Source organism: Bradyrhizobium sp. GCM10028915 (assembly GCF_042666195.1).
Taxonomy (GTDB): domain Bacteria; phylum Pseudomonadota; class Alphaproteobacteria; order Rhizobiales; family Xanthobacteraceae; genus Bradyrhizobium; species Bradyrhizobium canariense_D.
The window spans coordinates 34913-60967 of the sequence record NZ_JBHTFN010000034.1; the positions used below are offsets into that span (position 1 = coordinate 34913).

The following is a 26055-nucleotide window of genomic DNA, read 5'->3' on the forward strand; positions in this document are numbered from 1 at the left end:
TCAGCCAGCGTGCTCATGCAGCCGCACCGGCAGCGCGCGGAATGTCCTAAGGAACGCGGAGGGCTCCCGGGTGGGCTGCTCGGCCAATGCCAGCGTGGGGAAGCGCGCCTGGATCCGCGGCAGGCTCTCGGCCAACTGCACCCGGGCCAGTTGCGCACCGAGGCAGAAGTGGATGCCGTGGCCGAAGCTCAGCATGATCTTCCCGTCGGTCGACATGCCAGGACTGGTGCCGTAGAACCGCGCGGGATCGAAGCGGTCGGGGTCGGCGAAGGCGTCCGGGTCGCGATTGCCGGCCGCGATCAGCACCCGCACGTCCGCGTTCTTCGGGATCACCACGCCGCCTAGTTCGATGTCGCGCTGGGCGATACGCGGAATGGAGCTGAACATGGCGGGCGCGTCGCAGCGCAGGACTTCTTCGACGAATGCCTTCACCCCCGCGGCGTCTCCCTGCAGCCAGTGCCGCTGTTCGGGATACGCCAGCATCGCCAGGACCGCATGGTCGATGGTCGCGGCAGTGGTGGCGAAGCCGCCCAGCAGCATGCCCCACAGCATGCTGATCAACTCCGCATCCGACAGCGTGTCGGCATCGTGCTCGTGTGCGCCGACCAGCATCGACACGATGTCGTGGCGGGGATCGGTGCGCTTGCCCTCTATGAGGTCGCCGAAGTAGGCCTGCACGCTGGCGCTGGCCGCGTCCGCCGCGGCGAGCTGGGGATCGCTGGCGTGCGGGCTTAGGCCTTCCAGAATGGCGCCGATGCCGGCGGCGAGCCCGAACATGTCGTCTCGGGGCATGCCGAACAGTTCGGCGAAGATTAGCATGGGCAAGGCCAGCGCGAATTCCCGATGCAGGTCCACCGCCTCCCCGCGCTCCAGCGCGGGCGCCATGCCGTCCAGGCGCGCTGCGACGATGCGCGCGATGCTCGGCCGCAGGTCGTCGATCTGGCGCATGGTGAAATCGCGCGAGATCAGCCGGCGCAGACGCGTATGCGTCGGTGGGTCCTTCATCGCCAGCGTGGACGCCAGCAGATTGAGCGACAGGCTGGTCGCCGCGCGCGGGAAATAGCGCGCCAGTTCGCCGGGCGCCGGTCCCCGAAACGCATACGCATCCCCCGTGGCCTTGAGCGCCCAGTAGATGTCGGCGTGGCGGCTCAACAGAAAGAGGCCCGACGCCGCGCGATGCACCGGATCGTGCTCGCGCAACCATCGCAGGAACGGATACGGGTCGTCGATGCACGCTGGCGAAGCCAGTTCGGCGAAGGCGTCCCGGCATGCTGCTGTGGTTTCTTGCACGTCCATCTTGCTTAACTGTTGGCTGGCTGATCTGAACGGCGCGCGCCAGGCGCGCCGGCAAATTGCGGAGAAGATCGCGATTCCCGGGGGCGTCCGCGCATCACCAGAGCACCGGCAGCTCTTCGAACCCGCCAGTGATGATCTCCTTGCGCAACTTCAGTTCTTCGGGCGCCACGGCCAGGCGCAGCGCGGGAAAGCGCTGGAAGATCGAACCGAACACCACTTTGAGTTCCAGCCTGGCCAGCGCCATGCCGAGGCAGTAGTGCGGACCGTAGGAGAACGCTAGGTGCGGATTTTCGTCGCGCCCGATGTCGAAGATTTCCGGATCGTCGAAATGGCGCGGATCGAACGACGTCGCCGGCAGTCCGACCAGCACCTTGCTCTCCGCGGGAATATGCACGCCCGCGATGGTCACGTCGGTCCTCGGATAGCGCATGATGCCGTCCCAGCCCACGCCCACCGGGTACATGCGCAGGATTTCCTCCACCGCCGTGTCCACCAGGGATGGATCGCCGACCAGGCGTTCGCGCTGTTGCGGATGGCGGAACATGGCCAGCAGGCCGAATTCGATCTGCGCGACGGTGCTCTCGTGCCCCGCCACCAGCATGCCCGCGGCCAGGCCGATCGCCTCTTCCTCGGTCGCCTTGCCGTGGTCGACCGCCGCGAGCAAATCCGTCAGCAGGTTGTCGCCCGGATCCTGGCGCTTGTCCCGCATCTTTCCGCGAATGTAGGCGCGCAGTTCTTCCCAGGCCAGGCGCGACGCGCTGCGCGGGCCGCTTTCATGCTGGTGCGTCATTACCTCGTCGGAGAGCCCGGCGAAAAACGCGTGATCGTCGTAGAGCACGCCCATCAACGCGCTGATGACCATGGCCGGAAGCGGAAAGGAGAGGTGGCGCCGCAGGTCGGCGGGCTGGGGCTGGGCCGCCAGCGTCTCGAGCAACTGCGCGGCGATCGCCTCGACCTGCTGCGCGAGCAGCTTCACCCTGCGGTCGCTGAAGGCCGGCGCCACGATCGTGCGTAACCGGGCATGCTCGCCCCCCTCGTGCGAGACCAGCCACCCCGGCGAACCGAGAATTACCGAATCCGGGGTGAATGCCGCCGGCGGCATTCCCGCGGGCCGGAACGCCGCGTCGGACAGCACCGCCTTGGCCTCGTCGTAGCCTGTCACCCACCAGCCTTCGTGCCCCGACGGGAAGCGCACGCGGTGGATCGGACCGTTGGCGCGTAGCGCCAACATCTTGGGCGAGGGCTCAATGTGATCGACGCGCCACATCGGCAGCGTCGGCAAGGGTTGTTCGGACATGGTGACACTTCAGTCTCTACGCGATGGAAGGGCGGAAGGTGACCGGCAGGCGCTGGGGGCTTCACGTGCGCTTGCGTCCACTTCTGTTCGTCGATGATAATCGGCGGGGAAGGCGGCCGGACCCTAGGGCCTCAAAGTGTCTTTAGCCAACTACCGAATCTTGTAGTGGCGTCCTAAACTAAACGCCTGGTGGCGCAAAAAACATGCGGAAAACTCTGTCTCCACGCGCTGCAATACGGAAACCTATTGCCGATGCGTATCCGCCTATGTTGGTTGGCTACATGCGCGTGTCGTCGGACTCCGAGCGCCAGAGCACGGACTCGCAGCGCGATGCGCTGCTCGCCGCCCGCGTTGATCTGGTGACCGGCCTGGGGTTCGCCACGACGACGAAGATGGCGCATTTCGCGAGACTTGATAGAGGGCCCGCGATTTTCGATGCAAACGTCAGCAAGACGATCGTTGATCCTTCGGGGGCCCTTGGGGAAGCTCGTTTACAAGAACAAGATCCCTTCTCGGCTCAACGAACTTCCATGCGAAAGGCGTGCTGAACTATAGCAACTACGTCGAGGAAGCAGCGGGGCTTGCACGGCGTCACAACACAACCCTTTCGGGACAATAAGCTCGCAAAGGAAGCAGGTCCTTCAGCCGTCCTGACGCGCAATGACAGCCGCTGCAAAGAGCCCGGGCTGGCGCTATTTCGTCGTAACGCGTACCGGCAGTGAGCTGAGGGCCCGCAATCCGCTGCTGTCGCGGTATACCGGCTCGCCCGTTGTCTCGATTGACGCGACGCTCGCCGCCAAGGCCGCCAGAACGGCTTCGCCTTCGAGCCGCGCGATCATCTGCCCCACGCAGCCGTGGATCCCGGTGCCGAAGCCGATATGCCCTGAAACGCGCCGGGTGATGTCGAACTGGTCGGGCCGTTCCCACCGCGTTTCGTCGCGATTTGCCGAACCAATCAGCAGTAACAGTTTCTCGTGCTTACCGATCGGCACCCCTGCGATCTCGGTTTCATGCGGTGTGGTCCGGAAGACGTAAGGTGCGGCGGAATCATAGCGCAGGCTCTCATCGAATGCCGCGCGCGCCAGCGAAGGATTGGCAGCCAGTACGGCCCACTGCTCCGGATGACGGGTCAAACTAAAGAGAGCCATGCCTATGGCACTGATTGTCGTATCCAGCCCCGCCGAGAGAAAGGACCGAACGAGCAGAGGCGCTTCGTCCTGGGTGATTTCGCCGCTATCGGCAGCCTCGTAGACCTGCGCGCCAAAACTGCCGGGAGCCAATGCCTCCCGTTGGCATTTTGCGGCGACCCAGGGCAAGACTTGAGGTGCCTGGGCCATGAGAGTTCGAAAGTAGTCGTTCTCGGGCCCCATGCCGGCAAAGACCATTGCGCCGTAGGTCAGAAAATTTTCGCGGCCTTCGTTGTCGATGCCCAGGGCGTCCGGAAATACGGTCACCGGAAATACTTCGGCAAGATCGCGGACTGCGTCGAACGATCTCTTTTCGATCAATTCATTGACCAGCGCGACAGCCTTGGCCTTGAAGCCGTTCTCTAGGCCCCGCATCGCCCCCGGCGACATGATCCGCGCCAGCACCTTTCGGGTGCGTGTATGTAGCGGCGGGTCAGCTTCAAGGACAATGCTCGGCGGACGCCACGGCTTCTCCTTGAAATAATTGACGATGCCGGCACCACCGGCATTACTGAAGTTCAGATGGTCCGCAAAGACCGCCTTGATCTCGGCAAAACGCGGCACGGCGAAGATGCCGTACTTCTCAAGGCGGACGATGGGCGCCTTCGCGCGAAGCGCGGCATAGGCCGGATAGGGGTCGATGCGAGTGTCCCAGGCGAACGGATCAAAATCGCTGCAGGCGTACTCCAGTGCCGATGCTGCCACCGCTTCCCTCCCACTGTCGTTTCGTGTAGTTAATTGACTATAGTCATTTATAATGAGAGTTGGCAAGCCCACGAATCGAAGGGCGTTTTTGCCATGTAGCTGCAGGAGACCCCGGGCGGAGATTCGGATGTCGGTCGAGAGATCAGGAAACCCTAAGGCGATGCGGCGCTTTCAGAAGCGCGCGCGCAAACAAGCTGACAAGCAAGCGTTGCAGGCTCGAATCCTTGAAACAGCGCGAAAGCAATTCGCGAGCGGCACACTCGAAACGGTTTCGATCCAGAAGATTGCCGATGCGCTCGGTTACTCGAAGGGCACGGTTCTCAAATACTTTCCGACCAAGATCCTGCTACTGATGGCAGTGAAGGAGAGGAATCTCGAGGAAATGGCGGATCGGCTCGAACAAGTCCGCGCGCTCCAATCGAGCGGCGAGGCCCGGCTGCGGCGCGTCATGCAGGCCTATATCGATTATTGGGTCGACAATCCCGATCATTTTCGATCGCTCTATTCGATGGCCGGCACAGTTGAGGACAGGCGTTTTCCCGACGGGGTTTATTTCGGGCAAACTGAGATCGCACGAAAGGGATACGGGCTCTTTGTGACCTCGATCGCGGAGTATCTTTCCGAATTGGGCGTGGAGGCGACGCCAGGGCTGACGGAGCGCCTAGCGACCGCCCTGCTATCGGCGGCGCATGGGGTGATCTCGTTGCCACTGGGAACACCAACGATGAAATGGCCGGACATTCGCGGCAACGGGCGATTGGTCCTCGGCAGTCTCATCGACGCTTGGTCGGTTAAGATCAAAGCCGCTCGGCGGACAAAGACCTGGCCGAGAATTTCCATTGGTGATTTTCGTTAGCTCGGCAGCACCGGCTTGATGGCAGCCGTACGAACACCCCGTAACGCTCGTGCGCCTGGACGCGCCGCTCACGCAGAAGTTCTTCCAGCTTTCCGCTCTCAATCAACCGCATCACAGCCTCGGAGCAACAAACCAGGCACAGGCGTGCAGGAGGAGCTCAGTTTGAGCGATGTAGGCCGGCGGGACTGTTACTGTCCCGAGCCTGAAGGCTGGCGCAAGGCATTTGGAGTAGGACGTGATTTAGAAGGAGCGGGCCGGCACCAATGAGGCGATCGGCACAGGACGCTCGGGGAAGAAAAGGCCGTAAAACGTCATCCTCTATGATGGCGAGATCGGGCTCCTCCGCGGCTTCATCGATGCGCGGCCGCGGTCAAGACTCATCGTGCGAGCCGTGGGGCTCTGCAACGTCGGCAGGCAATAGAGCACTCGCGCTGGGACGCCCGGCAGGCTTTTTCAGCGCCTCAGGTGGTCGCCATCGGACAGCCGGCCGTCAGCGATGTCCCGCTCCAGAGCGCTGACCAGGGCGAGCTAGCGCGGCCCCTCGGACGCGAGTTTCCGCGGCCGGCGCGTATCTGCAGGAAACCTGGCGCCGCAAACGGCCAGTACGTCATCACGCCGCAGATGAGCCCCGGCTTCGTGGAGGCACTCGCTGTCAGCAAATCCCACGGCATCGGTCCGGCGAGTTGCGCCAAGATGAATGCTCTCGGGCTGTACACTGCCTCGACCTCCGCAATCAGTCGCTCGACTCTGCAAGCCAATTCGGCAAGGCCGGCGCGTAATACTACTGGATATCGAGGGGCATTGATCACCGCGAGGTCCGCGCGAACCGGATCCGGAAGTCGGTTGGTGCGGAGAACACGTCCTCAACCGATCTTTAGCGCTTTCGACGCAATGGCCTCCGAGTTGGGCCCGCTGATCGAGAAGGTCTGGCGGCACTGGGAGGACAAGGACCGCGCAGGCCCGGACCGTCCGGCTGAAGGCTCAAGTCAACGATTTGGACATCATCACGCGCAGCAGGTCCAGGCCGATCGCGATTTCGAACCACCGCGAGCTCGAACACTTCTCGATCGCGCTGCTTGAAAACGAGATGCCTGCTCGACAGCCGGTTCGGCTTCTTGGAGAATCGTTGTCCTCGCCCACGGTGAGGGGCAGGCTGAGCCGCGACTCGGCCTGGCCGATTTGAGAGGCGCAGTTTCGAGCAGGATTTCGGGAGGGGAGCAAGCCCAGGTCGTGTGCAGTGCGGCAGAGTTCATAGTTCACATTAGTGGATCCCAAAATGGAAAGACTTGCGGTAGGATTGGGCTTTCCAAGGGGCGTACCCATGTTTGAACAAGCTACAACCGCTCTATTGCGAGCGGTACTTGACGAGGTCTGCGAAAAGCTACCCCGCGACGAGACGGGCGCTCGCACCCATGTCGCGTGCAAGATCCTCGAAGCCGCAAAGACCGGCGAAACGACACCGGACGAGCTGCGGCAGATTGGCCGGAAAGCCCTGACACAAGCGCCGAAGATGTGGCGTTGATCAGGCGAGGTGCGCAGTGAATTTGCAGGTCACGGTCTTAAAGATCCTGGTGAGTTACCCCGAGGGATTCGCCGTGATGGCGGACCTCAAGCGCGACATGGCCATCCTGGCGACCAGCGGCCCGGAATGGGCCGAGCGCACCAAGCGGATGGCGACGCGCGTACCCGGGCTCGACATTTTTTCGGACGGCCTCGTCGAGCGTCAAAACGGCGGCTGGAGGATTACTGTGAAGGGACGAGCCGTGCTCGAATCCATGGAGGCGCGCCGGACCGAACACGAACCGGTGGAGAAGGTGCCAGTGGAAACGGCCGGGCCACCAGTGCCATCCTTGCCGCTGCCGGCAGAGCGAGCGAAGCGCCGACGCGAACGGCGCCAGCGTCGCCGCGAAGCCCGCGAACGCGCGCGAGCGCATGCATCTTAAGTAGGCAGGGCGCGGCGGCAGCCCAACTTATTGGCCAAAAAGTAGATAGCTCCGGTCGATGCCGCGCCGATCCCGCGTCTCGTCGGCCCAGCCGGCAGCTCGGCGATAGCTGCCGATCGCCGCGGTCCGCTTCAGTGTCTTGACGACGACGGGCTGGTTCTCATCCGCGAAAAGGGAGACCCAAAGCGCATCCTCGGGACAATGAAAGCTCGCAAAACGAAGCATGTCGTCGTGACGGGCAATGACCGGAATTCCATAGGTGCCGAGTTTGCCGTCCATCGCCTTCCATACGCTGTCGTAATCGGCGAATGCGAAGGGTGTTCACGATGCCCGCGCTCGGCACCAGGGTGGCAAGGATCGAGGACGATTAGTTGAAGAACTCACGCCGCTGCGTACCTGGTCAGGAGTTCGGTGTCGGAGCCGAGCTGATTGGCCGGAAACAGCCTGATCTCCAGCCGGCCGCTCGTCGCTTCGCGGATACGGTCGATCGCCTCTTGGGCCCGGATATTCACGGGGTGGGTCGGATCCTGCCCGGTCGCAAACTTGTAAACGAACTCGGCTGCAGAAGCCGGACGAGTAAGAATCCCGCAGAGAGGTACGGCCGTGGCTGCCATCAATAGCGTACGGCGGCTCATCCTTCCGGGCTTCGAGACAATCATGTTTCCTCCTGATCCTGCATTGACGTTGGTGCCGACAGCATCAGCCTGCGCTGGCGTGCAGCTTTCGCGACTCTTGGTTCACCGGCTCTCGACCGCCGGCATGTAGGCAAGCCAAGCCATCGCTCGCCGCCGCAACATGCGACGGGCGTAGCTCCTCACAAGGGCTTGGTTGGATTGGCGCTTAGCGCCGGTGCACTAAAGCCACTGTTTGATCTGCCTTGCGACCTCTGCGGTGGAAATCCCGTAACGGTCGTGCAGTGTCGGAAGTGCGCCAGCGTCAAGGAATTCGTCCGGCAATGCGATCTGGCGGAAACGCGGATGAACGCCTGAACGCATCAGAACCGCGGCAATTGCCTCGCCAAGGCCGCCAATCGACGTGTGGTTCTCGGCAACGACGACAAGACGGCCCGATTTGCCGGCTTCACGCAAGATCGTCTCAATGTCGAGCGGCTTGATGGTTGGAACATGCAGCACCGCAATGTCGATGCTGTCGCCCTTCAAGGTTTGCGCCGCCTCGAGCGCACGCATGGTCATGATGCCGGATGAGATGACCAGGGCGTCCTTCCCGTCACGAATCAGCTTGGCCCTGCCGAGCTCGAATTTGTAATCATATTCGTCGAGCACGAGCGGCACCTCGCCGCGCAGCAGGCGGGTGTAGACAGGCCCGTGATGGACCGCGATGGCGGGCACCAGCTGCTCGATTTCGTGAGCATCGCAGGGATCGATGACCGTCATATTCGGCATCGCGCGAAACAGGGCGACATCTTCTGCGGCCTGATGGCTCGGGCCATAGCCCGAGGTCAGCCCCGGCAGCGCGCAGACGATCTTCACGTTGCGATCTTCCTCCGCGATCGTCTGGTGTATGAAGTCGTAAGCCCGTCGCGATGCGAACACGGCGTAAGTGGTCGCGAACGGCATGAAGCCTTCGGCGGCAAGGCCCGACGCTGCGCCGAACAGAAGCTGCTCGGCCATGCCCATCTGATAATAACGGTCCGGAAATTCCTTCGCGAAGATGTGCAGGTCGGTGTATTTGCCGAGATCGGCCGTCATGCCGACCACCTCAGGGCGGTTGCGGGCGAGCTCGACGAGCGCATGTCCAAAGGGCGCCGGTTTCGTCTTCTGTCCCTCAGAAGCGATCGATGCGATCATGGCGGAGGTGGTAAGGCGCGGCTTGCCCGGCTGCGGTGCTGATCTGATGGTCCTCATGCCTGCCTCCCCGCTTCCAGCGCCGCAAGCGCGAGCTGCCATTCGTGCTGCTCGACGCGGATGAAATGATTCTTCTCGCGCTGCTCCAGGAAAGGAACGCCCTTCCCCATCAGAGTGTCGGCGACGATCATCCGCGGCTTGGGCTCGGGATGGGACTTGGCGGCGTCGAACGCGGCAAGTACGGCATCGAGATCGTTGCCGTCGATCCGCTGCACGAACCAGCCGAAGGCCTGAAGCTTGTCGACCAGCGGCTCGAAGGCCATAACCTGCGTGGAAGGACCATCCGCCTGCTGATTGTTGACGTCGACGATGCCGATCAGATTGTCGAGCTTGTAGTGGCCTGCCGACTGGATCGCTTCCCAGACGGAGCCTTCGTCGAGTTCGCCATCGGAAAACAACGTGTATACCCGTGCCTCGGATTTTTTGCGCTTGAGTCCTAGGCTCATGCCGACGGCAATGCTCAGCCCAAGTCCGAGCGATCCGCCCGACATTTCCATTCCGGGCGTGTAGGAGGCAATGCCCGACATTGGCAGGCGGCTTTCGTCGCTGCCATAGGTTTCGAGTTCTTCCTCCGGGACAATTCCCGCTTCGATCAAAGCTGCGTAGAGTGCGATGGCATAATGTCCGTTGGAGAGCAGAAAGCGGTCCCGGCAGTCCCATGACGGATCTTCAGGCCGGTAACGCATGGCGTGGAAGTAGGCCACGGCGAGAACATCGGATATGTCCAGCGCCTGCGCGATATAACCCTGCCCCTGGACTTCGCCCATGCGCAACGCATTGCGGCGTATATTGTAGGCGCGGTCCGCCAGCTTGGTCACGTTGATAAGCATATTGGTGGGCGTTTCCATCGATCTGGACCTTATCTCGCTGGCTCAGTGGATAAGCATGCCGCCGTTGACGTCGATCACGGCACCCGTGACGTAGGCAGATAGATCGGAGGCTAGGAAGGTGTAGATACCGGCAACGTCTTCTGCCGTGCCGAGGCGATTGAGCGGAATGCCTTCCAGAATTTTCGCTCTCATTTCATCGTTCAGCTTGCCTGCCGTAATATCCGTGCCGATCAGGCCGGGCGTGACGCAGTTGACGCAAATCCGATCAGGGCCGAACTCCCGCGCCATCGCCTTGGCGAGGCCAAGGACCCCTGCTTTCGCAGCCGAGTAGTGTGGGCCGCCGAAAATGCCACCACCGCGCTGGGCCGAGACTGACGACATGCATGCGATCGACCCGGACTTTCGTGCGCGCATATGCGGGATCACCGCCTGCGACAGAAACAGGATACCCTTGAGATTGACGTCCTGAATTCGATCCCAATCGGCCGGCGAAATGTCCAGGAACTTGACCGGCCGGGTGATCCCGGCATTGTTGATCAGGATATCGATGCGTGCGAAGGTTTCGATTACGCGGGCGACTGCCTGTTCGCAGAACGATTTGTCGGCGACGTTGCACGCCAGTCCAATGTGGGACTTTCCAAGCGATGCCGCAGCGTCCGCCGCGGCGCCGGCGTCGATATCCAGAATGGCCACCCGAGCGCCCTCGGCGGCGAATCGCCGGGCGGTTGCGAGCCCGATCCCCCGCGGCGAGGCCGCGCCCGAAATGATTGCCGTCTTGCCGCTGAGCAGCATCAATTCCTCCCGCAAATTGTTCTTCCTTGCTGGATTCAGGAATGACCTGCGGAGGCCGTCCGTACAACAGTTGTCACGGATTGATGAATCTGGTTCACTTATCGGATGCTCTCGAAGATCCCGATATCCTCAATTCGTGCCTTTGAAGCCGCAGCCCGGACCGGATCGTTTCGCGATGCGGCGAATGAGCTTCATCTGACGCCGAGCGCCGTCAGTCACGCGATCCGGAAGCTGGAGGCCACGCTTCGGACCGTTCTGTTCGATCGCAGTGCGCGCTCTGTGCGGCTCACGCCTGCCGGCGAAAATCTGATGCGTCACACCGGGGCGGCGTTCGATCAGCTCCGCCGCGGTCTTGAGGAAGTCGCCGCGCGCGGACCGCAACTGGTGCGCGTCCACTCCGCCCCAAGCTTTGCTGCGCAATGGCTGGCACCACGGCTCGCACAGTTTCTTGCTGCGTACCCGAAGCTCGAGGTTCGATTGGCCGCAAGCACGGATTATGCGCGCTTCAGCAACGATGATTTCGATATCGATATCGTCTACGGTCCGCCGCGCGCGGAAGGCGTCGAGATTGTTCCTCTACCAGAGGAGACGGTCACGCCGCTCTGCTCTCCCCCGCTCGCAAAATCGATAAGGAAAGCCGCTGATCTGCTCGATCAGACGCTCATCCGCTCAGACGTGAAGCAAGTGCAGTGGCATCAATGGTTCGCCGCGAACGGATTGGAAGCCCCCGCGCTCCACGGCATGAGGTTCGATCGGAGCTTTCTTGCGATTGCGACCGCTGCGGAGGGATTGGGAGTGGCGTTGGAATCAACCCTCCTGGCCGAGCGTGAACTGGCCAATGGGCGATTGGTTGCCCCATTGGCGGGACGGGCGAACGATATCAGTTACGCCGGTCACCGTCTCATCTATCCGCGCGCCAGCCGACAAAGATCGGCCGTACGAGCGTTTGCAGACTGGCTGCTGGCGCAACTCGACGGCGAACACGCCCGCTCCTCGCGATGAACTGCAGGTCTGGCTGGAGCTTGGTTCAGCAAACCTCTGCTTGGCGCCGAACAGCAACCTTCGCCGCCGGGGCGTCCGCGCCTGCGGAGAACCTCAGATCATGCATTCCTCATTGGTCTGGCAGCGAGCTATCGCTGATGCTCGCCGATCCATCTCTACAAGGCGATCATCGATGTAGCGCCTGAGCGCCGCAGCCGCCTTCAACATATAGACACGCATTGAGATCACTTCCCACACGTCACGGCTCGCGCGCGCCTGCAAACCGTTGCAAGAGGCGCTCGACGCCAGCAGGCGCGAGCCGATCGCAAGCCCGCGGATTCTGCTCCCAGGAGGCGACGGCGAGCGCATCTTCTGCCCAAGCGATGCAACAGTGAAGCTCGCTTGCCAGATCGCGCGCCTCATCGACTGGTCGGCGACCCTGGATGCCCTGGCAGAGCTGGGGGGTCAGCAGGGGTGCTGGACCTCGATCCGGGACATGCGCTCGCCGAATTGATGCAGGCCTTCCTTCCGGACGTCCGCTGCTACGCGGCCGATGGATTTCACACTTTCGATGGGCTTCGAAACTGGATAGCCTCTCAACAACGAAGATGCTCAGCCCTTGATTCAACGAGGCGATCTTCCACGGCCCTCGGGCCGGCCTACCTACGTCATGGGGAGATGGTAGCTGACCCGCAAGGCCATCGCTGCTCGGGGGCTGGGATTTCAAAGCCGAGCGGTAGAGCGGTATGTGACGATTTCTTTCAATGACTCACACAGTTGGTCTATTCTGGACTTCAAAGTACGACCGGACAGGTAGACCAGAACGGCAATGGCAAGGCGCCGAAACATCATCGCAATTCCCTCGCTGGGCTCTCTCGACAAGACCGCAGGCCGGCTCGGACAACAACTCACGCAGGTACTTCGCGAGGCGATATCAAACGGGATGTTGAAGCCGGGCGAACGGCTGCCGTCCACTCGCGCCCTCGCTGCATCGCTCCAACTCGCGAGGGGTACGGTCATCGAGGCGTTTGGTCAGCTACATGCGGAAGGCTACCTCGAGGCGCGCGCCAGAGGCGGCACGATCGTCGCCAACGTCAACGGCGATAGCGAACTCGTGAGCCCAGCGCAGGCATTCATTGAGCCGCCGCGGATCGGCCCTGTGTTGGCGGAGAACGTCGCCCGTCTTGCAGAGGTCGCGCAAACTCTTCGACCCCAAGGGACGACGCCATTTGCAATCGCTCATCCGGCAGGCGCGGTCGCCCCGGATGACAAGTGGCGCCGCCTCGGTAATCGCGTCCGAGCGCTGCGCGTGGCTGCCCCGTCGGGATACATCGACCCGAAAGGATTGCTTGATTTGCGGCTCGCGATTACTGACTACGTTCGTAAGGCCCGTGGAGTGAAATGCGAGCCCGGCCAGGTCGTGATCACGGCAGGTACGCAGCAGGGTGTTTTTCTGGCTGCAACCGTTCTTCTTGCGGACGGAGACGCAGTTTGGGCGGAAGACCCCGCCTATCCCGGTATTGTCGCGGTTCTCGGAAACTTCAACGTCCAGACCTCTCGGATTCCCGTCGACGCGCAGGGCATCGACGTCCACGAAGGTCTCGTCCGATGCCCGAAGGCTCGGGTCGCGTTCGTTACGCCATCGCATCAATATCCGCTCGGCATGCCGATGAGCATGGCGAGACGCACGGCTCTGCTATCCTGGATCCGTCAAAACAATGCCTGGATTGTCGAGGACGATTACGACAGCGAACTTCGCTACGCGGGACATCCATTTCCGTCCCTGCAGGGACTCGATCCTACACGTGTCGTCTACCTCGGCACGATGAGCAAGGTGCTGTTTTCCTCCATGCGGATCGGATACGCCATCGTTCCCCTTCCGCTGGTGGATGCGTTTGCGGGCGCCCGTGCTCTTATTGACCGCCATTCTCCGACAGCCGATCAATATGTGCTCGCGCAATATATGCGCGAGGGCTATTTCGAAGCTCACATACGGCGCATCCGGGGCGCTTACGCAGAACGGCGCGCGGCTCTGATCTCCGCCATTAAGACAGAGCTGCCGTCTTGGACAGCGCTCCAACCAAGCGACCAAGGTATGCACCTGGTGCTTTGGCTTCCTGCCGGCCTCGACGACGTCAAGCTTGCCGAGCAAGCACACAAAGCCGGGCTGGTTGTGCGACCGATCTCGCCCATGTACCAAGATGCGCCTGCTCGGTTCGGTCTAATGCTCGGCTTCGGCGGCTTTTCCGTCGCGGAATTGCAGGCGGCCGCAGTCCGCCTGAAAGGTGTCCTTGAGGCATCGGTCCGCGCGAACAGAAATGCCAAACTGTCCAAGCGCCCACGGATGGAAACTGCCAGATAATATCTGGATGGCCGCGCTCAGGTCTCTTTCGCGGCAATCGGCGCTCGCCGCGAACTTGAACATTGGGTTGGGGTGCTCCGCAGCGCGCCGGGAAGAACGCGCACTGATCTCCAGTTTTTGACTCCAACCACAGCTTTCGCCAGGGCAGACGATCGTAGGGCAAATGAGATTCTTCCATTCTTGCGCAGGGCCGCCGATGGGTTTGGCCCCGCCATACCCGAGGATTACAAGTAGGTGCTGCGCCACGATTTCTGCGAGCATGTCGCTCCGTCGGATGAGTCAGGCCTGCTCCGCTTTGGCCACAGCGGCGGCCAGCATTGCATCGCCGATCACATCCTTGCCCTGGGCGTTGAGCGCGTTCCCTGCACCGAGAATGTCCCGGACCTCCTTATTCTGACTAAGCTTCGACTTGCCAACGAGCCGTGTGATCTCGATCTCAATTCCGACGATCATCTTGAGCATCATGTCGATGTAGTCCTTGGGGCTGTCAGTCATCTTCCAAGGATCGGCCTGCTTCGCCTCATGGATGCGCGTCAGCCGCGCGACCATGCCGCGAACGTAACGCTCATCGTCGCGGATCGTCACGCGTCCGTACACATGAGCCACCATATAGTTCCAGGACGGGACCTGCTTCTTGAACTCGACCTTGCTCGGATACCAGTTCGGCGCGATGTAGGCGTCCCCGGCGCGGAATACGATCAGCACCTCGTTCCCCGTGGCGATATCCTGCCAAATGGGATTTGCGCGAGCCACATGTGAATGAAGCACGCCCTGCTGCCCTTCCTTCGCGTGCAACTCGAAAGGTAGGTGATTTACGTCGAGCCCGCTCTTCCCGTTGGTAAAGAGGATGCCGAGAGGATTTTTGTTGATGAGATCGTGAAGCGCCTCGGGGCGCGACTCGGCGAAATGTGGGGGGACGTACATGCTAGCTCCCTGGCAATTGATGAATGCCGCGCACGCTGCTCGCAGCATCAACGGGATTTCGTTCAGACCTCGGTCAACTGGAATTCACTCTTGTCTGCGCCGCAATCGGGGCAGATCCACTCGTCGGGGACGTCTTCCCAGCGAGTGCCCGGCGGAATGCCCTCGTCCGGCCATCCCTCCCGCTCGTTGTAAACAACCCCGCAGAGCGCGCACATGCAAGTCTTGTAAACCGGTGCGCCGATCGCTGTTTCAGAGTGCAGGTGAGCGCTTTCATTGCTCATCTCGGGTCTCCTATGCTGTGGAGCATTCATGAGACGGATGTAGGCCAGAACTGGTTCATTCCATAGAGCCAGTCTGCGGCATTCTTGCTGTACCAGATTGACGTCCTCTGGTTTTGGTCAAGGCCGTGAACCCGGCAGTAGGAAGATCTCTCAGAGAAGAAGTGCATTCCTTCTTCGAGCAGCCGAAACTGGTCATCCGACTGTTGGACAGCCATGACCGCGAAGCCTTTGGTCCCTCAGCCACGCGCCGCCGCTTTCATCGGCGCAAAGGCCTGCGAGGCGTCGGCTGTGCATTCCATCACTTCCGATAAGAGCGCAAATGAGCCAGAACCGTCCAGCAGCCGGCCGGCGGCGTTACAAATGGCTTTGCAGCGAGCCACGCGGCCGCTGCAGTCCTGAGCTTTCTGCAATTGCACTCAGGCGTGAAACGGGTCTAGCCATCATGCACGAAGATTGGCGCCACACGCCTTGCCATCGGAGGTCCTTGCTTCACCGTGCAACGGGATCACGACCAGCGTCGATGCTGGTTCGACTTCGGCCGCGCTTTGGCCGTCCGGGCCGGCAGAACATGAAGGCACGCATCAACCGGCCGGGAGCAAGGCCCGCCACTGCAATCCAACGCGCTTGCCTCTGCTGCCTTTTGCTCTCGTGCTGCTGGATCTGGGTACGTGATGAGGACCGAGTTCGTGTCCACGGCCTAGAAATCGCCATCCTTCCTCGTGCTCGAAACGAGGAGTGCAGCCGGGAACGGGTGAGCGATGGCCGCAACGCCCTCCTGCCGGATCTTCAAACATCAGGCATCACCCGCCCGATCCTGAGCACCGTCAGGGTCGTCATCGAGAGCGGCCTCCCATTTCTTGCGGATTAGCGAGAAGGCGTGACATCGCTGGGATTGCCGCTAGTGTTTCGGCAAGCGCATCGCCGCGATGCTTAGATCTGCGCTAACTCGAACGATGTTGCTTCTTAACCATCGCACTGACCACCGGGCGCCTTTGGATAGTGCGGATGCCAACATGCTGAGTCGCGAAGCTGCGTGCGAGGTGGAGCGGTTTCTTAGATATCGCGATGGCCACAAGGAAACAGCACTGATTTCTTTGCCGGGCCTCGCCAACGAGATTGGCGTGGGCTCGGTCCAAGTCAACGACGAGGGTCACCGGCTCGGCCTTGGCAGTCTCAAGGCTTTGGGCGGCCCCTATGCCGTCATCCGGCTCGTCTTAGAAGCAGCAACTGCGCGCCTCGGCAGGGCTGTTGACATCTCGGAGCTTCACGCACCTGAGGTGAAGGCCGTAGCACGGGGGATGACGGTATCCTGCGCCAACGGACGGCAATCATGGCAGGTCCGTAGCGCACGGCGCTCAGCTAGTGGGGGCGAACTGCGCTATATTCATTCACTCGGGCGTCAGCAATCAGAGTAGCGCCAATCGTCTGACATGGCGCGCAGATGATCCGCGTCAGCGCCGACTCCGTTGCCGAAGCATCCTGAGTTGCCGCAGAGAACGGCTGGATCACGGTGTCTGACACGTCCCGGCCGGGCTACGAGCGTATTCCTGGTCTGGTAATGCAGGGATATACCGCGCTCCTGACTGAAGCACTACGACAGTTGCCCGAACCTCCGACCCACGTCTTCGTCCAGGCAGGAGTCGGTGGACTTGCCGCAGCCGTAGCCGGACATTTTTCGGTGTTGTTAGGTGATAATCGCCCGTTCTTCACGGTTGTCGATCCATCGCGCGCAGCGTGCCTGTTTGAAAGCGCTCGAACCTGGCATCGCGTCAAGGTAGCTCATGGGCAGCCGACAGTGATGGCGATGCTCGAGTGCTACGAACCTTCGCTCGTCGCTTGGCGCATCCTTTCGCGCGCAGCCGACGCTTTTATGATTGTCGATGACGAGGACGCCGTCGGGGTTATGAACCGTTTGGCCAATCCCCGGGACGGTGATCCGGCTATCGTTGCAGGCGAAAGTGGCGGGGTTGGTCTGGCAGGGTTGCTGAAAGTTGCTGCCGATTCGACCTTGCGCGCTTGATTAGTCTTGAACCTGACGCACGGGTCTTCCTCATCAATACCGAGGGCGCGACGGATCCTGGCGCTTACGAACAGCTCGTGGGTCAGTCTCTATCGCAAGTGGTCAGGAGAAGCTTGGAGGCCTAGACGCTCATGATCCGCGGCCCGTTCGGTGAACTCGTGACGGGGACGAAAGCCCAAGAGAAGGCCAAGAACGAAGGCATCCAGCGATTGATCCTACGATTGAAATCCGCCGCAGATTTCTGCTTCCAACGAGGCCCGTACGCACGTTTTCGGCACAAAAGGCATGGCTTTGCCGTCTTGCCGCAAGAACAAGCGCTATGATTTTGGCGCTTTGCAGTCCAAACGCGTTCGCCTCATCGAATGATACAACAGCTTCATTTTCTTCTTGATTCGGCACACCGGCTATGAGCCGTTTCACAATTGCGATACAGCTCTCCGGGTAATCTGTCGATATGCGTGGACTCCTGATCGTTCTCACGGCTTTCGCGATCATGTTGGCGGCACGCGGCCACCACCAAAGCGCGTTCATGCCGCGCCCGACGGCGCCCATGCCACCCGCCAATGTGCCCTAACGCCACGAGGTATCTGTGGGGTACGCGGTTGCCTGCGAGCGAACGCAGGGCAGATCGGGCCGGCAACAAGGGACTGCTAGGCTGATTTCGGCGCATTCTTCAGATAGACGACAGCGCGACGTCCCGCAGAGGTCAGCTCCCCCAGAGTCGTTTTTCCCGCCCGCACCGCTTGGATCAGTTGCTCAGCGACATATCGACGGCTCTCGTGGTCACCGCCATTCGGCAGTCCCGCACAGACCTGATCCAAGACCAGGCCCATATTCGCTTGAACCTCTCCCGTAAATTCGCTCACGCTCCATCTCTCCTTTCGAGGGATAATGCGATAAGGCTAGTGCCCTCTTTGCACTCGGTATAGCGCACATTTGTCGAGCGGTTAAAAGCCTCTCGCGTGCAGAAGTGAATTCATGGTTTGACGCGGCTTGGTATCCTCGCAATTCGCGCGGCGCTTGCGTTCGAAACGATCGCGCCGCGTTCGAATCGTCTCATTGCGAGGAGGACGGAATCGTCCCGTACGGCTCGGATTTCCGGGCTCTCGCCAACCGCATTTCCCTGAGCAAGCCTCACGCGGGCGCTATGGTCCTCACATGGGCGGCCATGGCCCTCTGGTTCGGCGCGGGCGGCCGTTGCGCCGCAGTTCACGCGAGACTGTCGAATCAGCCCGCCCCAGGCGACGTCCAATCTGTTGGATCGATTGGCCCTGCACCTTGAGAGGCGCGATCTCTTCGCGCTCTACCAATGAGAGCTATTGCCCCGAGACAGCTTTTGCCGAAGATCTGAACATCGCTGGTGGCATGTCGCCCGCCTTTCGGAATAATCTGCTTCCGCGGTAGGTCGAGGGGGCGATCGGCAACATCTTGCAGATCGGCTCAACCCCACGCGCCGCACGATCATCCTCGATGCGATTATGGCTTGGACCAGCGGTCGAACTCCGCCGTCGCAAAACTGGCGCTTGCCTTGCGCAGGATCTCGTTGGCTGGCGACGCTCGCGGTTCTTCCGGTCCGGAGCCTTGGTCTTCTCGGCCAGTTCGGTCGGAACGCCGGCCCGCTGCCCACTGTCGATCTCGACCTTCTTGACTCAGTCATGCAAGGTCTGCGCGTGCAGCCAATCTTGGCCGCAATGGAAGCCACCGTCGTCCAGCGCGACCTGTGCTCGTTGGCCTGATACAGAGCTATACGAACCCCTCGGGCTCGGGCCTCGGGTGAACATTTGTCGTCGTCTTTGCTTGTCATGGCTCCACCTTCTCAAGACTTGGAGCCTCCGCCAAACCCGCGGCGGCGGTTTAGATGGGCGCTCAATCCTGCAAGCGCTCAAACGCTGACGGCGCGATTTGAGTGAGTTGTGCTGTCAAGATGCTCTGGTCTACTCAGCTTCTGGCGGAGCGATCCGTTTGCAACCACGGAAGCACAAAACGAGGATGCCCGCCGGAACGCGGCGAACTGTCGCTCGATCTTGCTGGAAAAGTGCGCTCTGCCCCGAGACCAGCAGGAATTATCCGGCTCGTTTGAATAACAATGCCGAGATTGGCCAGAAAGGGAAGCGGAGCGGCGATTGCCGATCTCTATCCCTCGCCGCAGAGGTCGTTCATGGGCAGTCATGATCTTATCTCCAGCAGTTTCCTCGGGCTGACCGGAGCCGGATTTGCGCTACTCTGCTCGAGCCTGCTTGTCCTCGTCTTCACATGAAGTGAGCCCCCTCGTATGGCCCGTCTGGTCATTCAGTTCATCGACTGGACGGACTGCTTCCCTAGACTTTGAAACGCTGGCCCGGCTCCAGCAGGCCGTGATGAGTATCGTAGCCGCCCGGCCGAAATCTCGACGCGATAGCGGCCCCTGCCCGCAACCTTCGAAACAACCGTAAGCCCGTCACGCAACGCCGGTGAACTTACCTAGAGAACTGGTCTCCAGAAAGTCGTTGTCCCAACCGCCGGCTCTGAACGGCATGACAGTGTTGAAGGTCGGCCGCAGCCGAGACTAACCTGGGATCTGCACCGGCAGTGCGGAATAACCGTGCACAAAATTCGATCGAACTCGCTCCGGTTCGCCGACCACATTTACCTCCAAACATCGATTCAGCATCTCCTCCCACAGGATTTTCAGCTGCAGCTCGGCAAGGCGCCTACCCACGCAGCGATGAATCCCAAATCCGAAAGAGAGATGTTGCCGTACATTTTCCCGATCGATGATGAAGCTGTTGGCTCTCGCAATGACCTCGTCATCTCGGTTGCCAGAGATGTACCACATCACAACTTTGTCGCCTCGCCTGATTCGCTTGTGGCCTATCGTGAAATCGTCCACAGCGGTCCGGCGCATGTGTGCAATGGGGGTTTGGTATCGTATAATCTCGGATACCGCGCCGGACACCAGCGAAGCATCATCCCGGAGTTTTCGCATTTCGGATGGATTTTGGCTCATGAACAAGACGCCCCCGGTAATTGAGTTGCGCGTAGTATCGTTACCTCCAACAATCAGCAGTATGAGGTTGCCCAGGAACTCGCGGGGCTCCATGTTTCGGGTCGCCGGTGAATGCGCCATCATCGAGATCAGGTCACCGCGCGGCTCACAATTGACCCGTTCGCTCCAAAGCCGCGTAAAATAGTCCAGGCACTCTGACAGCACCACCTTTCGCTTTTCCCAGCTGTCGATCTGGTCGCCCATTTCTGGAGTCAAGGCAGCTACGTCCGACCAGTAGGTCAGCAACCACCGATCCTGAAATGGAAAATCGAACAGCGTGGCCAGCATTTGGGTCGTCAACTCGATCGAGACCCTGTCGACCCAGTTGAAGGTATCGTTGCGCGGCAAACCGTCCAAAATCTTCTGAACCCGCGAGCGGATCAAGCCTTCAAGATTTGCCAAGTTCTCCGATGCCGCTATCGGACTGATAGTCTTACGCTGCTGAGCATGGAGAGGAGGATTCATTTTGATAAAACTGGGGGTCCAATACTCCTCCGGCGGGTCGACTATTGTGACGCTTCGCTCTGATGAGAATGTTGTGTGATTTGAGTCCACGGCTATGATGTCGCGGTATTTTGTTATCGACCAATATGGTCCGTATGGGCTGTTTTCGCAATAATGGACGGGATCCTCCCTTCGCAGCCGCTCGAAATAAGGCCAAACGGTATCATCCTCGAAGCGCTTGGGCTCGCTTACATCAAGGCGACTCAGCGGGATATCAGTGCTCTCGCGGGCGGTTTCTGTCGATAACGCTGTCATGATTGTCTCGCTGACATTGGCCTGCAATTTTGCTGGATCAGCTGAGTGCGCTGTCTAGAGTTCGCGGGGAAGCTTGCTCGAACACGACGAGCTTGGGCGGTGCACTAACGATGTGTCACGCATGTTCATGGCTGGACTTCGCGCGAGCTCCGAAATCTGAAATCATGTTACGGACTTTGGTTCGGTCCCTGCCGACGAAGAATAATGGAAAGGCGAGCGAAGCTCCCCTATCAGGATTGGGAGGCGCGCGGACGTGCCCTTTGTGGTAGTCAACATCAAGCCGCAAGCACTCGCCGCTGTGGCACCCAGCCGCTTATCGTCATTTTCTCGAGCAGGCAGCCCCTTTGCCACTCGACCACTTACATTGCGCGAGGCGACGGACGTCCGAACTGGCAACAAAGTATCTTCCATGCGCTGGAATAGAAGAGAATTGGCACAGCTGAAACAGCTCCGGTCCGAGGGGACAAAGTGCCGCGCAGATCGCGGGTCATCTCGAGTGCAGTCGCAACACCGTCTGCGGCAGGCTGACTCGGTTGGGTCTCACTCGAGGTCACAAGCCACCAACAGCAAAACCCAAGATTAGATCGGTCCCCTAGCGAGGGCCGACGTTGATGGCTGCCCGCCGCGATCGCGTCCGAAAGAAGCTGCCGCAAAAGGCGCTAGAAACGCGGCCTCAGGAAATGAGCAAGCGGCATCTTTACGCCATCCTAGCTGAGGCGGTCAGGAATACCGTCTACAGCTATCGGCGGCGCCATCTCCCGGGTCTAGGCCGCCGTAGTCGGTTCATTCGGGCTATTTGGTTTCGCGCGATTTGTGCCTATCCGACGAACAGTGGCGTCCAGTAGAACGTTCGCGGCAGGAGGACTCGATCGTACATCAATTCATCCAATTTCAAGAGGCCGGATGCGCTGAATTGGAGAGAAGAGAGCGTTCTGCTTATTGAGCCTCGTTTTTCGGGTATGCGTTTTTGGGAAGCGCCCGGCGTCCTCGTTTGCGCCGGTGTTTGGAACTTTCGGCACAACGCCGCGCCCAACGAACTACACAAGCCCGGGTGAAGCCGCTTGATCCTCAACCACTTTCGATATCTGCGACCGACGTGTGGAGAGCTGGACTGGGACTGAACACTCGACAAATCATCGAGGTACGACGTGTCCGGGGGTGAGCCCGGTGGTGCTCCGACTGTGATCGGACCTTCTGGGTTTAGACGACGGCGCGAGTTTCCTCGCCGGCTTCGATAGGTTTGAGCTGACGGCGGAGATGAAACGGAAGAAGGTGAAGCGGTGAGTACCAGATAGCTCCACTATTCGATCGCTCGCCCGTTCTCCCGAAAGAACCTCGGATAGAATGGCCTGTGGTCGGGCGGCGCCATGCTTAGCGTTGGAGCGGCTTGACGAGCTGCCCTCGCGAGATATTGCCTGACGTCGCTTAAAAGGTCGGCTCCTGCGGTGCGCAGATACACGAAAACGGCTACCACCAACGTAGGTGCCTTGACGTCTGTGCAAAACCGGCGGCGCCTCTGAGGCGGCCGGCTGTTCAATTGCACCCATCCGTTCTCGCTCACCCACCCGGCTCATTTCCTCACGCCAGCTGCGCGAGAGCCGCCGATAGGAAACGTTTCGCTCGTAGCAATATTGCCGCCGAGTAACGGACGCACGAAAGGACTTCTTCCGCGAGGGATCCATGAAGATGCCCACCGACAATCCCTTCATTGGCGAATTTCACTACATACCGGGGCGGAGCCAAGCGGACCCATTATTCCTGGACCGATGGGGAATACGCCATGCAGAATCAACTACCAACCTTGTCAGTTGATGGAGAATACCGGACTGTATCAATGTTTTTCATTGAACCTCGCACGAGTCAAATCGTGGAGCAGTTCGAGCTCTAGCAGCTTAAACGGCCCTGGTGGGTGTCTCGTTGCCGAAGATCAAAGATTATCGAGGCGAACGAATTGGGGACCAGAACTTGTTCTCTGTGTCCGAGGGGAGCGGATTGTTATCCGACAGCGCGCTTCTTCGGCAGATCGGCCGTCACGCAAGCTCCCAATTGCCTAGCGACAGTCCCGATCGGCCTTGGCAAGCAAAGGAATGCAAGACAATTCGCTTGCGACGGAAAACTTCGTAAACATGGGATAACAATCCTTGCAGACCTCGATCTTAAGCACGTATTACGATGCTCGCCTTCCTTGGTACACCATCTATCCAACTGTAGCCCAGTTCTCCAAAGCAGTCGGCGGCGACGCCTGTGAGAGATGGCTGCAGCAGCTGCCGCTTGATCAATCGGTGTCGCTCTATTTCCACATTCCGTTCTGTCGATCGATTTGCTGGTATTGTGGCTTCGCTCGAAGCATCACTCGCCGGCATTCTCCTATCCTCGACTTTTTGGGGGTTCTTCGTGGGGAGATCGATTTGGTCGCGGCGCAGGTTGCGCAACCGCTGCCTGTGAGCGACGTCCACTTCGGCGGTGGAACGCCGACCCTCATCGAGCCAACGGAATTCCGGCGGTTGATGGAGCTTCTGCGCCGCCGCTTTGCGATTTCGAACACGGCCGCCATTGCTGTTGAGATCGACCCGCGCACGTTCACGCTCGCCACATGCGAAGGATTGGCGGCTGCCGGCGTGAACCGCGCGAGCCTCGGCGTCCAGAGCTTCGATCCAATTGTCCAAAAAGCCATCAACCGGGTCCAGAGTGAGGCACAAACAGAGCGCGTTGTCCAGTCGCTGCGGCAGCATGGAGTAATGCGCGTCAACTTCGACCTCATCTACGGGCTGCCAAATCAGACGGTGCAGTCCTGCGTTCAGACCGCGACAACGGCGCTGGCAATGCGACCAGACCGGCTTGCGGTGTTCGGCTACGCGCACGTTCCTTCCTTCAAGAAGAATCAGCGCCTGATCGACGAGGCAGCGCTGCCAGACAGCCATGCCCGTGCAGAACAAGCAGCCGCGATGGCCAATACACTGACTGCAGCGGGCTACCGCCAGATCGGACTCGACCATTTCGCCTTGCCGCACGATGAGCTCGCGCTGGCGCAGAAAGCCGGTCGCCTGCGGCGGAATTCACTCGGTTACTCGGCCGACACCTGCAATAAAGTGATCGGCTTCGGACCGTCGGCGATCGGCCGGCTTGGCGAGGGCTACGTCCACAACGAAGTTACAGCGGGGTCCTACAGCGGCCAAATCAACGCCGGCCGTCTGGCGACGTCAAAGGGCTACTGTCTCAGCCTTGAAGACCGCGTCCGGGCCGCGATCATTGAGCGGCTAATGTGCGATTTCGAGGTGGACGTGCCGGCAATTTGCGTTGCTCATGGATTTGACCCGGTCGGTTTGCTCGGTTCAGGCGAACGCTTGGCAATGCTGGCTGAGGATGGGATCGTCGAAATGGAAAAGGGATTCCTCCGCGTGAGGCCGGAGCATCGTTTTCTCACCCGGGCTGTGGCAGCCGCATTCGATTGTTTCTTCGCGCCCCCCTCTGTTCATACCAGCCAACGCAATGATTGGATGAAATGAATCACGTTTTGCTGCACGCGCCAGGAAGCCTGAGGAATGCGGTCGCTCACCTGGCACACTCACAACCAGCTCCAAATCGATCAACGACGCCGTGCGAAGCTGTGGGGCGGAGAGCCGCCTGACCGCGCCGCAAAGACAAGCTGGACGCACTACTGCCGGGAAATGGACGCCCCGACAACAACGCTCCTCGCTAAAAGCAGCATGACCATACATCTCGACAAGCTTCATAGCCACGGACCTCGATGGGGACGACGATTGGGTGCGCGACGCCGCCAACCAACTGGAGATCGAGAACGGATCATCTTATGTCGTCGGAGATGATGACATCGTTTAGCGACTTCCGTATCGAAAACCCTCATCGAGCCCGTCCGGGTGGACAAGGACATCTGACCCTTGGCTCCGCCGGTGGCCGCCGAAATCATTCGTGATACGGCGCAAAGGATATTCGAGCGCCACAACTACAACCAGATCCGGCGGGATCACCGTCTTCGAAAAGATCGTTCCCTGTAAGAGCTTCGCGCGACGTGGATTGAAGCGAACGCCTAGAATTCGCCCGCCGACGCTGCGATACCGATCGGCCGTGAACGCCGGGGCTGTGGAGTCGAGCGACACATTAGCCACGATTCACGCAGCGACAGCCGACCTCCCGCTCAGTCAACTACCAAACCTAGCAATTGATGGAGACGACGGACACATGCCAGTCAGTGGCGGTGAAATTCGCTCGGGCCACATAAGAAGTCGCCGCGCGATATAGATTTCATCGATCAATGGAGCTGATGGATGTTTTGCCTCGTCGTCCCCAGGTATCAAACTGTCTCCAATCGTGCCCTCCATCTTCCCATGAGAGCCACTCGAGGGTTTGTGGCGGCGAGCTTACGGGCCGCCAAGGATGTTAGCCCCTTCTGCCTGCCTGTGCTTCAACCCATCGACCGAGCTGCGAGCGGCGTTTCTTGGATCTGGCGTGTTGTTCTGCGAGCTCCGCTATTGCCGCTGCTCTCTGTTGAAAACAATTTTCCTTCGTTTTGGCAGAGGGTTTGTCGCAAGGTCTATGGCCTCCGTGTATCGGCCACCAATCTCTTGCTAGCGAACGCGCACACCGAGCAGCCCGCTAATGTCGACACCCTCCAGCAGAAGCTCGCCTTGATTAGCGATCGAGCGACTGGGTTGTTTTGCGCTGTGTACGCACACGTAGGCCAAGCGGCGCCGCTGTGGTGATAGCGCGCAAGGTTGAGCGGTCTCGCTGACAAAGAGAGGCCGCCTGGTGTCAAGCGTCTCCCACCGCATTGGGGACAAAATTTGACATCCGCTTTAGGCCGTCAGGTGGAAGTGCACTTTATTCAAATCGACGGGCGCGAAAATCACCATGCATCGTTGCGTTATAACGCCGCTATCCACGCAAGCATATCTGGCTGGCGTCGTTGCTTTC

Annotated in this window: 20 protein-coding genes, 4 pseudogenes and 1 other annotated feature; of the genes and pseudogenes, 9 read left to right on the top strand and 15 right to left on the bottom strand. The window is 60.3% G+C overall.

Translation table 11 applies throughout. The features are described from left to right. Entirely contained in the window at positions 1–1296 is a 1296-nt protein-coding gene (locus ACFQX9_RS16870) for a cytochrome P450 (protein WP_377789647.1), read from the bottom strand. Between the two features lie 94 nt (positions 1297–1390). Beyond that, entirely contained in the window at positions 1391–2593 is a 1203-nt protein-coding gene (locus ACFQX9_RS16875; protein ID WP_377789649.1) for a cytochrome P450, read from the bottom strand. Between the two features lie 266 nt (positions 2594–2859). Here ACFQX9_RS16875 and ACFQX9_RS16880 point away from each other — a divergent pair. Beyond that, positions 2860–2949, top strand: a pseudogene (locus ACFQX9_RS16880) (recombinase family protein); the annotation flags it as partial. Between the two features lie 336 nt (positions 2950–3285). Here ACFQX9_RS16880 and ACFQX9_RS16885 read toward each other — a convergent pair. Continuing rightward, a complete protein-coding gene (locus tag ACFQX9_RS16885) occupies positions 3286–4485 on the bottom strand; it encodes a cytochrome P450 (protein ID WP_377789651.1) in 1200 nt (399 codons plus the stop codon). A 127-nt stretch (positions 4486–4612) separates the two neighbouring features. Between ACFQX9_RS16885 and ACFQX9_RS16890 the strand changes: the two genes are divergently transcribed. The 4 genes from ACFQX9_RS16890 (at position 4613) to ACFQX9_RS16905 (ending at position 7284) form a co-directional block, all read left to right on the top strand. Continuing rightward, positions 4613–5341, top strand: coding sequence for a TetR/AcrR family transcriptional regulator (locus ACFQX9_RS16890; RefSeq protein WP_377789653.1), 729 nt, complete (start codon positions 4613–4615; stop codon positions 5339–5341). 994 nt (positions 5342–6335) lie between these two features. Continuing rightward, positions 6336–6524 carry a hypothetical protein gene (locus ACFQX9_RS16895; RefSeq protein WP_338014005.1) on the top strand — a complete coding sequence of 63 codons (189 nt, stop codon included), beginning with the start codon at positions 6336–6338 and terminating at the stop codon, positions 6522–6524. 138 nt (positions 6525–6662) lie between these two features. After that, on the top strand, positions 6663–6863 hold the full coding sequence (locus ACFQX9_RS16900) for a hypothetical protein (protein WP_377789780.1): 201 nt from the start codon (positions 6663–6665) through the stop codon (positions 6861–6863). 16 nt (positions 6864–6879) lie between these two features. Further along, positions 6880–7284 carry a hypothetical protein gene (locus tag ACFQX9_RS16905; RefSeq protein ID WP_377789655.1) on the top strand — a complete coding sequence of 135 codons (405 nt, stop codon included), beginning with the start codon at positions 6880–6882 and terminating at the stop codon, positions 7282–7284. Between the two features lie 27 nt (positions 7285–7311). Here ACFQX9_RS16905 and ACFQX9_RS16910 read toward each other — a convergent pair whose 3' ends face one another. The 5 genes and pseudogenes from ACFQX9_RS16910 to ACFQX9_RS16930 form a co-directional block, all read right to left on the bottom strand. Further along, the gene (locus tag ACFQX9_RS16910) at positions 7312–7563 is read right to left on the bottom strand and encodes a 4Fe-4S ferredoxin (RefSeq protein ID WP_377789782.1); all 252 of its coding nucleotides are present in this window, start codon (positions 7561–7563) and stop codon (positions 7312–7314) included. Beyond that, positions 7540–7963 (bottom strand): annotated as a pseudogene (locus ACFQX9_RS16915) (TRAP transporter substrate-binding protein); the annotation flags it as partial. The gene ACFQX9_RS16910 and the pseudogene ACFQX9_RS16915, both read right to left, overlap by 24 nt. Before the next feature lie 175 nt (positions 7964–8138). After that, complete coding sequence (locus tag ACFQX9_RS16920) at positions 8139–9149, bottom strand: transketolase family protein (protein WP_377789657.1); 1011 nt, start codon at positions 9147–9149, stop codon at positions 8139–8141. Next, positions 9146–9997: a transketolase gene (locus tag ACFQX9_RS16925; RefSeq protein ID WP_377789659.1), complete on the bottom strand. Its 852-nt coding sequence runs from the start codon at positions 9995–9997 to the stop codon at positions 9146–9148. The genes ACFQX9_RS16920 and ACFQX9_RS16925 overlap by 4 nt, the downstream gene beginning before the upstream one ends. A 24-nt stretch (positions 9998–10021) precedes the next feature. Beyond that, positions 10022–10771 (bottom strand): SDR family NAD(P)-dependent oxidoreductase, encoded by a 750-nt coding sequence (locus ACFQX9_RS16930; RefSeq protein WP_377789661.1) that lies wholly within the window; start codon positions 10769–10771, stop codon positions 10022–10024. A 105-nt stretch (positions 10772–10876) separates the two neighbouring features. Here ACFQX9_RS16930 and ACFQX9_RS16935 point away from each other — a divergent pair, with 105 nt between their 5' ends. Next, positions 10877–11773 (top strand): LysR substrate-binding domain-containing protein, encoded by an 897-nt coding sequence (locus ACFQX9_RS16935; protein ID WP_377789664.1) that lies wholly within the window; start codon positions 10877–10879, stop codon positions 11771–11773. 93 nt (positions 11774–11866) lie between these two features. On the opposite strand, the gene ACFQX9_RS16940 is transcribed toward ACFQX9_RS16935, so the two are convergent. Further along, positions 11867–12175 (bottom strand): hypothetical protein, encoded by a 309-nt coding sequence (locus ACFQX9_RS16940; RefSeq protein WP_377789666.1) that lies wholly within the window; start codon positions 12173–12175, stop codon positions 11867–11869. Positions 12176–12581: 406 nt separating this feature from the next. Here ACFQX9_RS16940 and ACFQX9_RS16945 point away from each other — a divergent pair, with 406 nt between their 5' ends. Continuing rightward, positions 12582–14114, top strand: a complete 1533-nt coding sequence (locus ACFQX9_RS16945; protein WP_377789668.1) for a PLP-dependent aminotransferase family protein — start codon at positions 12582–12584, stop codon at positions 14112–14114. 279 nt (positions 14115–14393) lie between these two features. On the opposite strand, the gene ACFQX9_RS16950 is transcribed toward ACFQX9_RS16945, so the two are convergent. Together ACFQX9_RS16950 and ACFQX9_RS16955 are read right to left on the bottom strand one after the other, a co-directional pair. After that, positions 14394–15038 (bottom strand): FMN-binding negative transcriptional regulator, encoded by a 645-nt coding sequence (locus ACFQX9_RS16950; protein WP_377789784.1) that lies wholly within the window; start codon positions 15036–15038, stop codon positions 14394–14396. Between the two features lie 62 nt (positions 15039–15100). After that, the gene (locus ACFQX9_RS16955; RefSeq protein ID WP_377789787.1) at positions 15101–15253 is read right to left on the bottom strand and encodes a rubredoxin; all 153 of its coding nucleotides are present in this window, start codon (positions 15251–15253) and stop codon (positions 15101–15103) included. Between the two features lie 1019 nt (positions 15254–16272). Between ACFQX9_RS16955 and ACFQX9_RS16960 the strand changes: the two are divergent. Beyond that, positions 16273–17464: pseudogene (locus ACFQX9_RS16960) on the top strand (diaminopropionate ammonia-lyase). 525 nt (positions 17465–17989) lie between these two features. On the opposite strand, the gene ACFQX9_RS16965 reads toward ACFQX9_RS16960, so the two are convergent. The 4 genes and pseudogenes from ACFQX9_RS16965 to ACFQX9_RS16980 form a co-directional block, all read right to left on the bottom strand. Beyond that, positions 17990–18205, bottom strand: a complete 216-nt coding sequence (locus ACFQX9_RS16965; RefSeq protein WP_085348737.1) for a hypothetical protein — start codon at positions 18203–18205, stop codon at positions 17990–17992. Positions 18206–18493: 288 nt separating this feature from the next. Further along, the gene (locus tag ACFQX9_RS16970; protein WP_377789670.1) at positions 18494–18649 is read right to left on the bottom strand and encodes a helix-turn-helix domain-containing protein; all 156 of its coding nucleotides are present in this window, start codon (positions 18647–18649) and stop codon (positions 18494–18496) included. Positions 18650–18739: 90 nt separating this feature from the next. Continuing rightward, a pseudogene (locus tag ACFQX9_RS16975) lies at positions 18740–19143 on the bottom strand (IS3 family transposase); the annotation flags it as partial. Next, positions 18749–18861: a sequence feature (AL1L pseudoknot), on the bottom strand. (Overlaps the previous pseudogene by 113 nt.) A 741-nt stretch (positions 19144–19884) precedes the next feature. Next, a complete protein-coding gene (locus ACFQX9_RS16980; protein WP_377789672.1) occupies positions 19885–21123 on the bottom strand; it encodes a cytochrome P450 in 1239 nt (412 codons plus the stop codon). A 2141-nt stretch (positions 21124–23264) separates the two neighbouring features. Here ACFQX9_RS16980 and hemN point away from each other — a divergent pair. Beyond that, positions 23265–24629, top strand: a complete 1365-nt coding sequence (gene hemN, locus ACFQX9_RS16985; protein ID WP_377789674.1) for an oxygen-independent coproporphyrinogen III oxidase — start codon at positions 23265–23267, stop codon at positions 24627–24629. The last annotated feature ends 1426 nt before the right edge of the window (positions 24630–26055 follow it).

What these genes read in the sequence shown, in the direction of transcription:
- ACFQX9_RS16870 (WP_377789647.1), bottom strand. Translation starts at nt 1,296, where the DNA reads ATGGACGTGCAAGAAACCACAGCAGCATGCCGGGACGCCTTCGCCGAA.
- ACFQX9_RS16875 (WP_377789649.1), bottom strand. Translation starts at nt 2,593, where the DNA reads ATGTCCGAACAACCCTTGCCGACGCTGCCGATGTGGCGCGTCGATCAC.
- ACFQX9_RS16890 (WP_377789653.1), top strand. Translation starts at nt 4,613, where the DNA reads ATGTCGGTCGAGAGATCAGGAAACCCTAAGGCGATGCGGCGCTTTCAG.
- ACFQX9_RS16900 (WP_377789780.1), top strand. Translation starts at nt 6,663, where the DNA reads ATGTTTGAACAAGCTACAACCGCTCTATTGCGAGCGGTACTTGACGAG.
- ACFQX9_RS16910 (WP_377789782.1), bottom strand. Translation starts at nt 7,563, where the DNA reads ATGGACGGCAAACTCGGCACCTATGGAATTCCGGTCATTGCCCGTCAC.
- ACFQX9_RS16920 (WP_377789657.1), bottom strand. Translation starts at nt 9,149, where the DNA reads ATGAGGACCATCAGATCAGCACCGCAGCCGGGCAAGCCGCGCCTTACC.
- ACFQX9_RS16925 (WP_377789659.1), bottom strand. Translation starts at nt 9,997, where the DNA reads ATGGAAACGCCCACCAATATGCTTATCAACGTGACCAAGCTGGCGGAC.
- ACFQX9_RS16930 (WP_377789661.1), bottom strand. Translation starts at nt 10,771, where the DNA reads ATGCTGCTCAGCGGCAAGACGGCAATCATTTCGGGCGCGGCCTCGCCG.
- ACFQX9_RS16935 (WP_377789664.1), top strand. Translation starts at nt 10,877, where the DNA reads ATGCTCTCGAAGATCCCGATATCCTCAATTCGTGCCTTTGAAGCCGCA.
- ACFQX9_RS16940 (WP_377789666.1), bottom strand. Translation starts at nt 12,175, where the DNA reads ATGAGGCGCGCGATCTGGCAAGCGAGCTTCACTGTTGCATCGCTTGGG.
- ACFQX9_RS16945 (WP_377789668.1), top strand. Translation starts at nt 12,582, where the DNA reads ATGGCAAGGCGCCGAAACATCATCGCAATTCCCTCGCTGGGCTCTCTC.
- ACFQX9_RS16950 (WP_377789784.1), bottom strand. Translation starts at nt 15,038, where the DNA reads ATGTACGTCCCCCCACATTTCGCCGAGTCGCGCCCCGAGGCGCTTCAC.
- ACFQX9_RS16955 (WP_377789787.1), bottom strand. Translation starts at nt 15,253, where the DNA reads ATGTGCGCGCTCTGCGGGGTTGTTTACAACGAGCGGGAGGGATGGCCG.
- ACFQX9_RS16980 (WP_377789672.1), bottom strand. Translation starts at nt 21,123, where the DNA reads ATGACAGCGTTATCGACAGAAACCGCCCGCGAGAGCACTGATATCCCG.